Annotated in this window: 13 protein-coding genes; 4 read left to right on the top strand and 9 right to left on the bottom strand. The window is 70.7% G+C overall.

The window, feature by feature from the left end:
* Positions 1-17: 17 nt before the first annotated feature.
* Genes OG496_RS51245 through OG496_RS51220 form a run of 6 tightly spaced genes read right to left on the bottom strand, consistent with a single transcriptional unit; the run spans position 18 to position 6,887 of the window.
* Positions 18-1,268 carry a MaoC family dehydratase N-terminal domain-containing protein gene (locus tag OG496_RS51245; protein WP_405975890.1) on the bottom strand — a complete coding sequence of 417 codons (1,251 nt, stop codon included), beginning with the start codon at positions 1,266-1,268 and terminating at the stop codon, positions 18-20.
* A 44-nt stretch (positions 1,269-1,312) separates the two neighbouring features.
* Positions 1,313-2,809 (bottom strand): class I adenylate-forming enzyme family protein, encoded by a 1,497-nt coding sequence (locus OG496_RS51240; RefSeq protein WP_405975889.1) that lies wholly within the window; start codon positions 2,807-2,809, stop codon positions 1,313-1,315.
* A gap of 29 nt (positions 2,810-2,838) precedes the next feature.
* A complete protein-coding gene (locus OG496_RS51235; protein ID WP_405975888.1) occupies positions 2,839-3,936 on the bottom strand; it encodes an acyl-CoA dehydrogenase family protein in 1,098 nt (365 codons plus the stop codon).
* On the bottom strand, positions 3,933-4,406 hold the full coding sequence (locus OG496_RS51230) for a VOC family protein (protein ID WP_405975887.1): 474 nt from the start codon (positions 4,404-4,406) through the stop codon (positions 3,933-3,935). Before OG496_RS51230 ends, OG496_RS51235 begins: the two co-directional genes overlap by 4 nt.
* Positions 4,407-4,414: 8 nt before the next feature.
* On the bottom strand, positions 4,415-5,614 hold the full coding sequence (locus tag OG496_RS51225) for a cytochrome P450 (protein ID WP_405975886.1): 1,200 nt from the start codon (positions 5,612-5,614) through the stop codon (positions 4,415-4,417).
* A 40-nt stretch (positions 5,615-5,654) separates the two neighbouring features.
* A complete protein-coding gene (locus tag OG496_RS51220) occupies positions 5,655-6,887 on the bottom strand; it encodes a CaiB/BaiF CoA transferase family protein (RefSeq protein ID WP_405975885.1) in 1,233 nt (410 codons plus the stop codon).
* Positions 6,888-7,000: 113 nt separating this feature from the next.
* Between OG496_RS51220 and OG496_RS51215 the strand changes: the two genes are divergently transcribed.
* Positions 7,001-8,320 carry an acyl-CoA dehydrogenase family protein gene (locus OG496_RS51215; protein ID WP_405975884.1) on the top strand — a complete coding sequence of 440 codons (1,320 nt, stop codon included), beginning with the start codon at positions 7,001-7,003 and terminating at the stop codon, positions 8,318-8,320.
* On the top strand, positions 8,317-9,093 hold the full coding sequence (locus OG496_RS51210) for an SDR family NAD(P)-dependent oxidoreductase (protein WP_405975883.1): 777 nt from the start codon (positions 8,317-8,319) through the stop codon (positions 9,091-9,093). Before OG496_RS51215 ends, OG496_RS51210 begins: the two co-directional genes overlap by 4 nt.
* On the opposite strand, the gene OG496_RS51205 is transcribed toward OG496_RS51210, so the two are convergent.
* From OG496_RS51205 to OG496_RS51195, 3 genes are read right to left on the bottom strand one after another with little or no spacing between them, the layout of a single operon-like run.
* Complete coding sequence (locus OG496_RS51205) at positions 9,090-10,115, bottom strand: phosphotransferase family protein (RefSeq protein WP_405975882.1); 1,026 nt, start codon at positions 10,113-10,115, stop codon at positions 9,090-9,092. The genes OG496_RS51210 and OG496_RS51205 overlap by 4 nt on opposite strands.
* Positions 10,112-11,623: a class I adenylate-forming enzyme family protein gene (locus tag OG496_RS51200; protein WP_405975881.1), complete on the bottom strand. Its 1,512-nt coding sequence runs from the start codon at positions 11,621-11,623 to the stop codon at positions 10,112-10,114. Before OG496_RS51200 ends, OG496_RS51205 begins: the two co-directional genes overlap by 4 nt.
* Positions 11,624-11,664: 41 nt before the next feature.
* Positions 11,665-11,973, bottom strand: coding sequence for a hypothetical protein (locus OG496_RS51195; RefSeq protein ID WP_366496467.1), 309 nt, complete (start codon positions 11,971-11,973; stop codon positions 11,665-11,667).
* A 129-nt stretch (positions 11,974-12,102) separates the two neighbouring features.
* Here OG496_RS51195 and OG496_RS51190 point away from each other — a divergent pair, with 129 nt between their 5' ends.
* Positions 12,103-12,876, top strand: coding sequence for an enoyl-CoA hydratase/isomerase family protein (locus tag OG496_RS51190; protein ID WP_405975880.1), 774 nt, complete (start codon positions 12,103-12,105; stop codon positions 12,874-12,876).
* Positions 12,877-12,939: 63 nt separating this feature from the next.
* Positions 12,940-13,944, top strand: a complete 1,005-nt coding sequence (locus OG496_RS51185) for an LLM class flavin-dependent oxidoreductase (RefSeq protein WP_405975879.1) — start codon at positions 12,940-12,942, stop codon at positions 13,942-13,944.
* The last annotated feature ends 26 nt before the right edge of the window (positions 13,945-13,970 follow it).

The following is a 13,970-nucleotide window of genomic DNA, read 5'->3' as shown; positions in this document are numbered from 1 at the left end:
TCGTTCTCGATGACCGATCACTTGACCGCGAACCGCTCCAGTTCGTGGGCGACCATGCCGTCCAGGTCCGGGGCGGGCGGCACGGGCAGCTCCACGGCCCGCTCCCTGGTCGGCAGGAGCACAACTGCCCTGCCGGGTGTGGTGACTTCGCCGCGCTGGTTCTCGCAGCGCACCTCGATGTGCACCTCGCCCCGCCCGTCCACCAGCTGTTTGCCGACGACCGTGCCGCGCACCCAGGTGGTGTCACCGAGGTAGTTGAACTTGCGGTGTTCGCAGCGGAGTTTCCACAGCCAGCCGTCGTCGCCGATCCAGTCGGTGAGGAGATGGCAGAGCCAGGTCTCGCGCATGCCGCCGTAGTCGTAGGAGTTGGGCAGGCCCAGTTCCCGGGCGCGTTCGGGTTCCCAGTGCAGGCGTTGGACGGTGTCCGGGACGCCCAGCCGGTTGGGCGGGTAGAGCCCGGGAGCTTTGCGTCGTACGGCCGCGGCGATCCCGAACGCCCCGGGCGGGGTGAGCTGCATGCCCCAGCCGAGGTGCCAGACGACCACGTCCGTGGTGGTCAGCGGCCCCTTCACGCGGGGTTGCAGTTCCTCGCCGACCTCGACGTCCTCCCAGTGACGGGGTTCGGCGCCGCGCCGGGTCTCGGCGGCGTACGCGGCGTCGATCTCTGCCAATTGCTCGGGCGGGTACGGCTGTTGTTCGAGCGCTTCCTTGGCCCGCTTCTTCGACGTGTGCCGTTCGGCGTTGATCCAGGTGCCGCGTCGCAGGGCGTGCATCTCGCCGCGCCCGTTGGCGTAGAGGTAGTCGCGGACGACGTGTGCGGTACGCCCGCCGAAACTGCTCTGCTTGAGCTGGACCCCGACCTGGGTCTGCAACACCCGGCAGCGGTCGGCCAGTTGAAGGGGCCGCCACCACTCGAACTCCATCACCGCCTGGTAGGAGCCGAGCCCCGCGAAGGGGTCCCCCTTGAGCAGGGCCTTGGTCTCCCGGTCCGGGGTCGGGGCCGCGTCCTCACCCATCGTGTAGAGGAAGGTCGGCGGTGCGACGAGGGAGCCCCAGCGGGTCTTCGCCGCGTACTCGGGATCGCAGTAGAGCGGGTTCGCGTCGCCGTAGCCGTAGGCGAAGTGGCGTGAACCGTCCCAGGTGACTTCGTAGTTGTGGGGTGGGTTGCGCTGCGGCTGGGGTACGCCCAGGCGGCGACGGGAGCGTTCGACCGCCTCGTCCGTCAGCACGCCGAACCGCTCGGCCGCCTTCTCCTCGGTATCACTCACCGCTCAACCTCCTTGCTGGACACCGCAGTTCCTCCTTGGGACGCTCAGGCTTCGCTGTGCTCGGCGAGCCGGGACCGTACGAGGTCGAGCAGTTCGACGCGGCTCACCTTGCTGGACGGGGTGCGGGGCAGTGCGTCGAGGACGACGATGTGGGCGGGCACCTCGTACGGGGTGAGGTGGGTGCGGCACAGGGTGGTGAGTTCGGCCGCGTCCGGTGCGGGTCGCCCCGGCTCCGACTCGACGGCCGCGACCGGTACTTCACCGAGCCGCGGGTCGGGCAGTCCGGCAACTGCCGCCTCGCGTACGGCCGGGTGGGTCTCCAGGACGCGTTTGACCGTCTCCGGCTGGACTTTGAAGCCGCCGCGGATGATGGCGTCGTCGGCACGGCCCTCGATCCACACGAACCGGTCGGCGTCGATCCGGGCCAGGTCGCTGGTCCGCACCCAGGTCCGGCCGCCGTGCGTGCTCTGTTCGGTGCGGACTTCGAGCCGTCCGGTCCGGCCGGCCGGCAGCTCGGTGCCGTCCTCGCCGGTCACCCTCAACTCGACGCCGGCGAAGGCCCGTCCGGCGCTGCCGGCCTTGCCCTGCCACCAGCGGTCGTGCAAGGGCAGGGTCCAGCCGGCGACGGCTCCGGCGAACTCGGTCGCGCCGTAGGTCATCAGGACGGGGATGCCGTACGTGCGGAAGAAGGCGTCGGCGAGTTCCGGCGGGCAGGGTGCCGTGCCGGAGGTGACCACCTGGAGGGTGGCGAGGCGTTCCTTCGGTACGTGTGCGTCGAGTACGGCGCGCAGCGCGGCCGGTACCAGGCTCGCCGCTCGCAGTCGGTGGCGTTCCACCGAGCTCACCCAGGGTTCGACGGCGAACCTCGGCATCAGGAGCATGCGGCGTCCGGTGGCGAGGCAGGCCAGGGCCCGCCACAGGCCGCTGATGTGCACGAGCGGCGTGGCCACGAGCGATGCCGACTCCGACAGGAGCCTGCTCGGCTTCGGTGTCTGGCCGCCGGAGACGAGCGCCTGGTCGAGCTGCCCGATACGCAGGTGGACGCGTTTCGGTGGGCCGGTGGTGCCGGAGGTGAGCATCTCCACGGCGACCCCCGGGCGGGTCGCGGTTTCGGTGGGTGCCGTGCCGCCCACGGGCCGCAGGGTCCCGTCGGTGCCCAGCTCAAGGGCCGCGCCGTACGCGGTCACGGCGTCGAGGACGCCTTCGCGGGCGAGGACCTCGGCGCCGGACACCACGACCGGTGGCTCGCAGCGGGCGATGTCGGCGGCCAGCCGGGAGGCGGGCTGGAGCGGGCTGAGCATGACCAGGCAGCGCCCGGAGGCGATCACCGCGGCGACCGCGGCGACGTGCTCGGGCCGGTTCTCCAGGACGACCCCGACGCGGGCGCCGGTGTGCAGGCCCATCGCGTCGAGTGCCTCGCGGAGCCCCGTCGCGGTCCGCTGGACCTGCCCCCAGGTCCACCAGTTCCGGTCGTACTCGATCGCCTCGGCAGCCGCGGGCGCTTCCGCCAGCAGGCGGGACAGGCGGTCGCGAATTCCCACGTGATCAGCCTTTCGACAGGACGTCGGTCTCAGATTCCGACCAGGTCGGCCAACCGGGTCCGGTGCGTGGCCGGCCCTCCGAACAACTGCTCCGACGACTTGGCGCGCTTCAGATACAGGTGTGCGTCGTGCTCCCACGTGTAGCCGATGCCGCCGTGGATCTGGATGTTCTCCTTGGCCGCGTGGGTGAAGGCGTCCGCGCAGCAGGCCGCGGCGAGCGCCGCGGACACCGGCAGTTCGGACGAGCCCTCGGCGGCCACGGCCGCCGCGTGGTAGGCCGCCGACCGGGCGGCCTCGACCTGGACGAGCAGGTCCGCGCACTTGTGCTTGACGGCCTGGAAGGAGCCGATGGGGCGCCCGAACTGCACGCGGACCCTCGCGTACGCCACGGCCGCGTCGAGACAGGCCCGCGCTCCGCCGAGCTGTTCCGCAGCGAGCGCCACGGCCACGAGGTCGAGCACGGTGCGCAGATACGTCGAGGCGTCGCCGTCCGGGCCGACCCGCCGCGCGGGCGCGCCGTCGAGGTCGACGCGCGCCAGCCGCCGGGTCGGGTCGAGGGTCTCCAGCCGGGTCCGGGTCACGCCGGGCGCGTCACCGTCGACGGCGAAGAGCCCAAGTCCCGTGCCGGTACGGGCCACTACGAGGATCAGACCGGCGGTGTGGCCGTCGACGACGAACATCTTGGTGCCCGATACCGTCCCGTTCTCGGCGGACGTCTCGATGTCCTCCAGCCGCCACGAGCCGCTCTCCTCCGCGAGGGCCAGCGTGGCGGTCGTCGAGCCGTCGGCGATCGCGGGCAGCCAACGTGCCTTCGCCGCCTCGTCGTTCGAGGCCGCGAGGGCCTGTCCGGCGAGAGCGACGGTCGCGAAGTACGGCGACGGCAGCAGCGCCCGTCCGGTCTCCTCCAGTACGATCCCCAGCTCGACGGCGCCGCCGCCGGATCCGCCGTACACCTCCGGCAACGCCAGTCCGTGCAGCCCGAGTTGGCCGGCCATCTGCCGCCACAACCCTGGATCGTGCCCCTCGTCGGAGTCCATCGCGCGGCGTACGGCCGCGCTCGGAGCCTTGTCGGCGAGGAAGCGCCGTAGTGTCGTACGGAGTTCTTCCTGCTCCTCGGTGAACGTCATTGCCACGTCGGTGCCTTGGAGCGCAGGTAGACGTCGAAGTCCGGCATGCGGGTGCGGTCGACGATCTCGATGCGGACGCCGTGCGGGTCGAGGTGGTAGGCGAAGATCGACATGGAGCCGTCGACCACCGCGCAGGCCTCCAGCGGGAAGCCGGCCTCCTCCAGCCGTTTGGACGTCGTCGGCAGGTCGTCGCAGAAGTAGCCGAGGTGATGGGTGGCGATGTGTCCGGCCGGCGTCCACGGTGTGCCCGGGATCTCCTGCACGAGTTCGATGTGCGGGGCGTCCAGCGAGTACGCGAAGCGCAGCGGGAGCACGCGCTCGCCGTCGGCCAGGCGCACGGTGAGGTCGTAGGCCTGGGTCTCGGTCCAGCGGTGACCCGCGATCCGGGTGAACCAGGCCTTCCCCGCCTCGACGTCCGGGACGACAATTCCCGTGTGGTACAGGTCTGTTGCGTGGAGAGGTGAGGTCATGGCGTCGCTCACCACTCCAGCCGGAGCTGCTTGATGCCGTACATGTTGCCGTGCTGTTCGAGGTCCTGGCCGGGGGTGATCCCGTAGTCGGGGATGCGCCGGTGCCATTCCTCGACGGCCACGTTGAGTTCGAGGCGGGCGAGGTGGGAGCCCAGGCAGCGGTGCGGGCCCGATCCGAACGCGATGTGGTTGGTCGCCTTGCGCCGCAGATCCACTTCGAGGGGCCGGTCGAAGCGTTCGGGGTCGCGGTTGCTGACCGCGAGCGGAAGCATCACCATCTCCCCGGCCCTGACCGGGCAGCCGCCGATCTCGACGTCCTGTGTCGCCTTGCGGGCGGGGACGACGAACGAGTAGACGCGGAGGATCTCCTCGACCGCCGTGGGGATCAGGGAGGGGTTCTCGACGATCGCCCCGCGCTGTTCCGGGTGCGTGGCGAAGTGGTAGAGGGCCCAGCCGATCGAGATCGGGACCGTGTCGAAGCCGGCCTGGAACAGCAGGATGCAGAACGCGTGCATGTCCCGGTCGCTGATCGGCTCGTCGTCGATCGTCCAGGCCATGGCGCGGGACAGCAGGTCGTCGCGGGGTGCCTCGCGGCGCAGCGCGATCTGCTGCTCGAAGTAGTCCGAAACGGCGTTCATCGCGCTCAACTGCCGCTCGCCGTCCGGGTCTTCACCGTGGGACAGGTGCAGCAGGTCGTGGATCCAGTCGAGGAACTGCGGGAGGTCCTTCTCGGGCAGTCCCATCAGACGCATGAAGATCAGGGTCGGGAAGCAGCGGGCGAACGCGTCGAGGACGTCGGCGGATCCGCTGTCCTTCAGTCCGTCGATCAGAGCGGAGGCGACCTCCCGGATCTCCGGTTCGCGGGCGGCGACGGTCTTGGGCGAGAAGGCGCTGCCCAACAGGCGCCGCCACGCGGTGTGTTGGGGCGGGTCCAGCATTTCCGGGATCCACAGGAACCTGGGGTCGGGATCGAGCGCCGTCACGGACTGGTTGGAGAAGGTCCGCCAGTCCTGCAACGCCTCCTGCACGGCGGCGCCTTGGGTGACGACCCAGTACCCGCGCGCGATGGTGCTCCGGAATCCGGAGTGGGTGCGGGCGATCTCGTCCCAGCGTTCCTGATGGCTCAGGACCGGGCCGCCGAGCCGGTTGTCGAAGTGGTACGCCGGGACGCCCTGGTGGGTCCCGTCGGGTTCGAGTGTCGCGCTCATCACGGCTCCTTCCGTAGGGCCTTCGCTTCGGGTACGGCGCTCATGTCGCCGCGCCGTCGATCTTCAGCGCGATCAGCTCCTCGTCGGAGAGGCCGAGCGAGCGCAGCACCTCGTCGGTGTGCTCCGCGAACTGCGGTGCCCGCGTGATGTCGGCCGGGGCTTCGTCGAACTGGACGGGGCTGGCGACGAGTTCGCGGTCCACGCCGTCCGCGTCGACGACCGGGGCGATGAGTCCGTTGGCGCGCAGCGAGGGGTCCTGGCCGACCTCCCAGGCGTTCTGCACGGCCGACCACTGGCCCTCCCCGCGGGAGAGGATCCGGACCCACTCCGCGAAGGGGCGGGACGCAATGAGGTCGGCGACGATGTCGGCCGCCTGTGCTGCGTTGGCCATCAACTTCTCGGTGCTGTCGAAGCGTTCGTCGGCGGCGAGTTCGCCGCGGCCGGCGAGTTTGCAGAACTCGGCCCAGTACCGGCCGGGTTGGAGCATCGACAGTTCGATCCAGCGTCCGTCCGAGGTCAGGTACGCCCCGATGAGCGGGTTGGTGCGCGAGCCGTGCCGGGGCTGGATGTTCACCGGCAGCGGTCCGCCGTTCATCAGCGCCATGTTGACCGTGAACTGGGTCGCCCAGGCGCCGACGCCGAGCAACGACACGTCGACCACGGACGGTTCGCCGGTCGTCGCGCGGGAGTAGAGGGCGGCGGCGATGCCGCCGGCGATCGTCATGCCACCCATGGAGTCGCCGTAGGCTCCGGCGGGCATCCGGATCATCCGATCCGCGCCCGCCGGTGTGACACCGGCGGCGCTGCCGCCGCGCGCCCAGAAGGCGGTGCTGTCGTAGCCGCCCTTGGTGGCCTCGTCGCCTCGCGGGCCGAAGCCGCTGCCGCGTACGTAGATGATGTCCGGGTTGATCGCCCGGATGTCCTCGACGTCGATGCGCAGTTTCGTGCGCGCCTCGGGCAGGAAGTTGGTGAGGAACACGTCGCTGCGGCGGACCAGTTCCTCGAACGCCTTGCGGGCCGACGGTTTCTCCAGGGCGAGGCCGACGCTGCGTTTGCCCCGGTTGGGTCCCTCCACGATCGGGAAGAACGAGGATCCCTTACTCGTGGCGTCGTAGCCGAGGACCCGGACCAACCCCCTCTGTCCGTCGCCTCGTTCGGCGTGCTCGATCTTGATCACATCGGCGCCCCAGTCCGCGAGCACGGCGCCCGCCGCCGGGACGAAGGTGAACTGGGCTACTTCGAGAACGCGAACGCCCTCCATCGGCCTGCGCATCGACCAACTCCTCATACTCAATCTGCCGTCACGCGCTCCGAGTATGGACCGAACCTCGCTAAAAAGTATACTGTTTTGCCGTCACCGACCGACCCGCACCTTCCGGAGGGCCGATGCTGGACTTCTCGATCGAACCCGAGTTCCAGGCCAGACTGGACTGGGCGGCGGCCTTCGTACGGGAGGAGGTCGAACCGCTCGACCTGCTCTTCCCGCACGGCGGCGACCCGTACGACACGCGCAACGAGAAGGCGCGCGCGATCCTCAGGCCGCTCCAGAACCAGGTCCGTGCGCAGGGTCTGTGGGCCTGCCATCTCGGCGCCGAACTCGGCGGCGCGGGCTACGGCCAGGTGAAACTCGCGTACCTCAACGAGATCCTCGGCCGCTCCTACTGGGCCCCGACGGTCTTCGGCACCGCCGCCCCGGACACCGGCAACGCCGAGATCCTGGCCATGTTCGGCACCGACGAGCAGAAGGCGCGCTATCTCCAGCCCCTGCTCGACGGGGACATCGTCTCCACCTTCTCGATGACGGAACCGCAGGCGGGGGCCGATCCGAAGGAGTTCGCGTGCCGGGCCCGGCGCGAGGGGGACCAGTGGGTGATCGACGGGGAGAAGTGGTTCTCCTCCAACGCCCGGTACGCGGCCTTCCTCATCGTCATGGCCGTCACCGACCCGGAGGCCGCGCCGCACGCCCGGATGTCGATGTTCGTCGTCCCGGCCGAGACACCCGGCATCGAGATCAAGCGCAACGTCGGCACGATGGACGAACGCGACTCCCTCGACGAGGGCATCCACGCCTACATCCACTACGACCGGGTGCGGGTCCCGCTCGACGCCATGCTCGGCGGCCCCGGCGAGGGCTTCAAGGTCGCGCAGGCCCGGCTGGGCGGGGGCCGTGTGCACCACGCGATGCGCACCGTCGGCAAGTGCACCCGCGCCTTCGACATGATGTGCGAGCGTGCGCTGTCCCGCCGTACTCAGGGCACTCTTCTCGCCGAGAAGCAGGCCGTGCAGCAGTTCATCGCGGACTCCTGGGTGGAGTTGCAGCAGTTCCGGCTGCTGGTGCTGCACACGGCCTGGATCATCGACACCCAGCCGCACGGCGCCGCCCGTACCCAGATCGCGATGTGCAAGGTCCAGACGGCGAAGGTGCTGCACGACATCATCCAGCGCGCCCTGCACCTGCACGGCTCGCTCGGCACCACCAACGAACTCCCGCTGGCGAAATGGTGGATGGCCGCACCGAACCTGGCCCTCGCCGACGGCCCCACCGAGGTCCACCGCACCACGATCGCCAGGCAGTTGCTGAAGAACCGCAGGCCGGCCGAGGGACTGTTCCCCAGCGAGCACATCCCGCCCAGGCTGGAGGCCGCCCGCAAGCGGTACGCGCACATCCTCGACGACGAGAGCCTCTCCGGCCGGGTGGACGCATGAGCGCCGGGCGCGACACCAAGTCCCTTGCTCCGGCCGACCTGTTCGACCTGTCCGGAAAGGTCGCGCTCGTCACGGGCGGCAGCCGCGGCCTGGGGCTCGCGATGGTGCGCGCCTTCGCCGGCGCGGGCGCCGACGTCGTCATCGCCAGCCGCAAACTCGACGCGTGCGAGACGGCGGCGGCCGAGGTCCGCGACCTGGGCCGGCGTGCCCTGCCGGTCGCCGCCCACGTCGGCCACTGGGACGACCTCGGCCGGCTCGCCGACGCGGCCTACGCGGAGTTCGGCAAGGTCGACGTCCTCGTCAACAACGCCGGCATGTCGCCGCTCGCCCCTTCCTCCGCCGACACGAGCGAGGAGCTCTTCGACAAGGTGATCGGCGTCAACTTCAAGGGACCGTTCCGGCTCGCGTCGCTGATCGGGCGGCGGATGGCCGAAGCGGGCGGCGGCTCGATCATCAACGTCTCCTCCTCCGGCGCCCTGATGCCCCAGCCACGCTTCGGCCCGTACGCCGGAGCCAAGGCCGCCCTCAACGCCCTCACCACGGTCTTCGCCCTGGAGTACGGCCCGGCCGTACGGGTCAACACGATCTCGGCCGGGCCGTTCCTCACGGACGTCTCCAAGGCCTGGGCGGAGGAGAAACGGCAGACGACGCGCAGCGCGATCGGGCGTCCCGGGCAGCCGGAGGAGGTCGTCGGTACCGCGCTGTATCTGGCGAGCGACGCGTCCAGCTACACGACGGGGGCGCTGATACGGGTCGACGGCGGGCTGTACTAGCCGAGCAACTCCAGCGCCTGGTCGAGCAGTTCGGGCAGCGCGGGCAGCATCCGCCGGTGCATGGTCTTCAACTGCCCGGTCTTTCTGCCCCGCTTGATCAACAGCGCGGTCGCGGCCGACTCCTTGTACTTGGTGAGTGCCTCGAACCAGGGCAGGTCCCGAAGGGGTTCGCCCCGCGACTCCTCGTAGGCGTCGACCAGTTCGGCCCCGCCGGGCATGCCGGTGGGCTCGTCCGACAGGGACGCGGGGTGGCGGGCCTCGTCGGTGAAGAAGGTCAGCCAGGTCATGTCGACCCGGGGGTCGCCGCGCGACCAGATCTCCCAGTCGATGACCGACGTGACCGAGCTGTCCGCGCACAACGTGTTGCCGAGCCGGTAGTCGCCATGGGTGAACACCGGCGTCATCGCGGCGGGCACGGTCGCGTGCAACCGCTCCGCGACCACCTCATGGCCGGTGCGCAGGTCGTCGGAGACGGTGCCGAACGCCCGCGTCCAGCGGTCGATCTCCCCGGTGAGCGTCACCACCGGCTCCGCCGCGAGCGCCGTACGCGCCGGATCCACCCGGTGCAGGGCGGCCAGCATGCGCGCCGCGTCCAGGGCACGCCCCCGCACGTCCCCCGGGGGCAGCGTGCCGCGCGGCACCAGCACCGGCTCGACGCACTCCCCCGGCACCAGTTCCATGGCCACGAAGGGCTGGATCTCCGGGGGCGCGCCCGCGTCGCAGAACAGCACCTTCGGCACCCGTACGCCGGGCTGTCCGGCCAGGGCCGCCATGAGCCGTGCCTGGCGCAGCACGTCCCGGTTGCGGACCGGGGCCAGGCCGGGCGGTGCCACCTTGAGGACGACGCGTTCGTAGCCCGCCGGGACACCTGACAGGGCCGCGACGTACGTCAGGCTCGATGTGCCGCCGGTGAGCGGTTCGACGCCGTCCACCGTGGCGCCGGGTATCCAGCCGCCGACCACGGCGGCCGTACGGTCCGTCAACTCCCGTATCAGGGCAGGGCTGTTGGTGGCGACGCTCATGGCTGCCCCTTCGTCCCGTTCCCGGGTGCGGTCAGTGCCGCCACGATGTCGCGGCGCACCAGCTTGCCGGTCACCGTGCGCGGGAGTTCGGTCCAGTAGGTAATGCGGTCCGGGGTCTTCGAACCGCGCAGTGTGCCGCGTACGGCCGCGCGCAGCGCCCCCGCGTCGGCCTTCGCGCCGTCGCGCGGGACCACGACGGCCTCGATGCGCTGGCCCCACTCCTCGTCGGGGACGCCGACGACGACGGCGTCGAGCACGTCCGGGTGCCGGAGAAGAACATCCTCGATCTCGGCGGGCGCGATGTTCTCCGCGCCGCGGATGATCGTGTCGTCGGCTCTGCCCTCGATGTGGACGTAGCCATCCGCGTCGAGGCGGCCCCGGTCGCGGGTGTGGAAGAAGCCCCGCTCGTCGACCGCGGAGCCCTGCCCGGCGTACTCCCCCGAGACCTGCTCGCCGCGCACCCAGATCTGCCCGGTCTCCCCCGCGCCCAGCAACTCCCCGGTCACGTCGCGGACTTCGATCTCGATCCCCGGCACCGGCAGCCCTGCCGAACCGAGCCGGGCCCGCACCGCGGGGTCGTCGCTCGCGACCGCCGCCCGGTGTTCGGCCGGGCCCAGCACCGAGACGGTGGACGAAGTCTCCGTCAGGCCATAGGCGTTGACGAAGTCCACGCGCGGCCAGGTGCGCAGTGCCGTCTCGATCACACGCACCGGCATCCTGGCGCCACCGTAGGCCAGCGACCGCATGGAGGGCACCGAACGGTCCAGCCCCGCCGTGTCCATGAGCCGGGCGAGCATGGTCGGCACCACCATCGCGTGGGTGATCCGCTGCTCCCGGACGAGGGCGAGCCAGCCCTCCGGGGTGAACTGGTCGAGGGTGAGGGTGCGCCGGCCAGCGTAGAGGTTCGTCAGCACATTGGAGACGGCGGCTATGTGGTACGGCGGCACACTCATCAGCGCCGCCTCGGCCGGGTCCGCCGCGGCGAACTCCACCGTGCCGAGCACGTACGACACGAGGTTGTGGTGACGCAGGACCACGCCCTTCGGGGCCGAGGTGGTCCCGCTGGTGTAGATCAGTACGGCGGGAGCGTCGGACAGTCGCGGCTCGACGTCGCCGTCGGTGTTCGCGGCTGCCTCCGTGAGCCATTCGGCCGGGCTGCGGACCGTCAGTCCGGCCCGGCGCGGTGCCACGTCCTGGTCGGAAGCCGCGATGGCCAGCGCGCGCCGGTGGTTCGCCAGGAGAGCGTCCAACTGCTCTTCGCCCAGGCGGTAGTTGACCGGGACCAGTGGAACCCCGGCGTGGGCCGCGGCGAACTGGGCGACGGCGAAGGCCGGGCCGTTCGTCGCCAGGTACACGATCGCGTCGGCATCGGCGGCGCGGACCGACCGGGCCCCGCCGACGGCCAGTTCGCGCAGTCGGACGGGGGTGAGCCCGTCCTGTGCGCGGCCGATCACCACCCGGTCGCCGAAGCCCTCGGCGGCCATGTCCAGGATCATCGAGACGTTCATCGGCGCACTTCCCGCTTCCCGTTTCTCAGTCTTCCCGTTTGTCAGTCCGAGGCCGGGAGCGGCTTGGCGCTCTTCACAGGCAGGGGCACGCCGTTGACCGCGAGCGTGCCCTGCCCCTGTTTCGTGCAGAGCAGTTCGAGGCCGAGGTCCTCGTCGGCATAGCGCTTGCCGAGCAGCGAACCGCCCATCAGGTCCGGGTCCGCCGTGCCGGTGACGGCCCCCGGCGCGGTCCCCTCGATCATCGCGGCACCGCCGCAGGTGACGTCCAGCTCGCTGTCAGGGCAGCGCACGACGATCACCGCCGTCGTGTCCACCGTACTGGCGAGCATCTGTCCCACTCGTGGCCTCATCGCAGCTTCCTCCGCGGATCTTGTTCCGTTCCGGGCGCCCGAAGACCAGAAAAAAGTATACTACTTACCTCGATCGCGTCGAGATGACGAACCGAGCCGACCTACCGAGCTGACGAACGGAGTCGCCGGATGGATCTCAAGACCGTCCTGTTCGAGGTGACCGACCATGTCGCCACGGTCACGCTGAACCGGCCGCAGGCCATGAACAGCTTCAACCAGCAGATGCTGGACGACTTCTCCGCGCTCTGGGACAGGGTGAAGGCCGATGACGACGTGCACGTCGTCGTGTTGCGCGGATCGGGCGAGCGCGCGTTCAGCACCGGCATGGACGTGAGGAAGGGAATCGACCGGCATCCCAATGTGTGGTCGCAGACCGACCCCGGGGAGTTCCTGTCGCCGAAGCTGAACCAGGTGTGGAAACCCCTGGTCTGCGCGGTGCACGGGATGGCCGCCGGTGGCGCGTTCTACTGGCTCAACGAGGCCGACATCCTGATCTGTTCGGAGGACGCGGCCTTCTTCGATCCGCACGTCAGCTACGGACTCACCGCGGCCCTCGAACCGATCGGGCTGGCCCGCCGCATCCCGCTCGGCGAGGCCCTGCGCATCGCGCTGCTCGGTCTGGACGAACGTCTGTCGGCCGCACGCGCGCTCCAGATCGGCCTGGTCAGCGAGGTGTTGCCCGGCGAACAACTCTGGGACCGCGCGGACGAGATCGCGCGCGCCATCGCCGCCAAGCCACCGGCCGCGATCCAGGGCACGGTCCGCGCGATCTGGGAGTCCCTGGACGCGACCCGCACCCAGGCGCTGCGCACCGGACTGTCGTACACCCAGATCGGCAACCCGATCGGGAAGGCGGAGGTGGATCGCGCAGCTGTGCCCCGCGGGCGGTGGACACTGCGCTGACACTCCCCTACGCTCCATAAAACAGTATCCTTTATTATGACGTCCCATGGAGGGCTGGCTCCGATGCGCTTTGGCATGCCCTGGCCGGGCCGTGAGGTGGCACGTGAGGCCGAGGAGGCCGGTGCGGGCGCCTTCTGCGCCGGCGAGTTCGTCGACCACGACGCCTACCTCACCCTCGCCGAGATCGTCGCGAACTCCGAGCGCGCCCTGGCGGGGCCCGCCATCGCCTACGCCTTCGCCCGCACCCCGTACGCGCACGCCACCGCGCTGCGCCAGCTGCACGCCCAGGCGCCGGGGCGGCTCTTCCTCGGTCTGGGCAGCGCCGCGTTCCGCATCAACCGCGACTGGCTCGACGTGCCGGCCGACCGGCCCGTGGCCCGGATCGCGGAGACCGTCGGCGCCGTGCGCGCCTGGCTGCACGCGGAGAACGGCGAGAAGGTCCACTACTCGGGCGAGTTCCACTCGATCGACGCCGATGTCCGCGCCCCCGTGCTCGGCCGGCTCGACATCCCCGTCCTGCTCGCCGCGTTCAACACCCGCATGGCCGCCACGGCGGGCCAGGTCGCCGACGGCGTCATCGGGCACGGGCTGTTCACCGCCTCCTGGTGGAACGACGTCGTACGCCCGTCGGTGGAGCGCGGCACAGTCGCCGCGGGCCGCACCGAGGCGCCGCTGGAGCACGGCTGGGTCATCACGGCGGTCGACGACACCGCCCCCGAACGCGCCGTGGCCGACGCCCGGCGCATGATCGCCTTCTATCTCACGGTGAAGACGTACGACCCGTTCGTGGCCCACCACGGCTGGGACGGCCCGGTGGCACAGCTGCGCAAGGCGTTCCGGGCCGGTGACACCGACGCGATGGCCACCGCCGTCACCGACGACATGCTGACCGGGATCGCCGTGTGCGGCACGACGGCCGACGCGAAGGACATGCTCGCCCGTCGCGCCGGTTCGCTGCCCCGAGACGTTGGCTATTTCGCACCGCCCAGCTTCCTCGTGGGCCACCGACGCCGGGCCGCGTACTCCCGCGCGAGCCTCGCCCTGATCGGCGAACTGCCCGAGCCGTGAGAGAAGCGGCGGGCGGCACCCTCGGG

It is taken from the genome of Streptomyces sp. NBC_00988, from assembly GCF_045162645.1.
Lineage (GTDB): Bacteria > Actinomycetota > Actinomycetes > Streptomycetales > Streptomycetaceae > Streptomyces.
This window is presented reverse-complemented; position numbering and strand designations above follow the sequence as displayed.

What these genes read in the sequence shown, in the direction of transcription:
- OG496_RS51235 (WP_405975888.1), bottom strand. Translation starts at nt 3,936, where the DNA reads ATGACGTTCACCGAGGAGCAGGAAGAACTCCGTACGACACTACGGCGC.
- OG496_RS51230 (WP_405975887.1), bottom strand. Translation starts at nt 4,406, where the DNA reads ATGACCTCACCTCTCCACGCAACAGACCTGTACCACACGGGAATTGTC.
- OG496_RS51225 (WP_405975886.1), bottom strand. Translation starts at nt 5,614, where the DNA reads ATGAGCGCGACACTCGAACCCGACGGGACCCACCAGGGCGTCCCGGCG.
- OG496_RS51220 (WP_405975885.1), bottom strand. Translation starts at nt 6,887, where the DNA reads ATGCGCAGGCCGATGGAGGGCGTTCGCGTTCTCGAAGTAGCCCAGTTC.
- OG496_RS51215 (WP_405975884.1), top strand. Translation starts at nt 7,001, where the DNA reads ATGCTGGACTTCTCGATCGAACCCGAGTTCCAGGCCAGACTGGACTGG.
- OG496_RS51210 (WP_405975883.1), top strand. Translation starts at nt 8,317, where the DNA reads ATGAGCGCCGGGCGCGACACCAAGTCCCTTGCTCCGGCCGACCTGTTC.
- OG496_RS51205 (WP_405975882.1), bottom strand. Translation starts at nt 10,115, where the DNA reads ATGAGCGTCGCCACCAACAGCCCTGCCCTGATACGGGAGTTGACGGAC.
- OG496_RS51200 (WP_405975881.1), bottom strand. Translation starts at nt 11,623, where the DNA reads ATGAACGTCTCGATGATCCTGGACATGGCCGCCGAGGGCTTCGGCGAC.
- OG496_RS51195 (WP_366496467.1), bottom strand. Translation starts at nt 11,973, where the DNA reads ATGAGGCCACGAGTGGGACAGATGCTCGCCAGTACGGTGGACACGACG.
- OG496_RS51190 (WP_405975880.1), top strand. Translation starts at nt 12,103, where the DNA reads ATGGATCTCAAGACCGTCCTGTTCGAGGTGACCGACCATGTCGCCACG.
- OG496_RS51185 (WP_405975879.1), top strand. Translation starts at nt 12,940, where the DNA reads ATGCGCTTTGGCATGCCCTGGCCGGGCCGTGAGGTGGCACGTGAGGCC.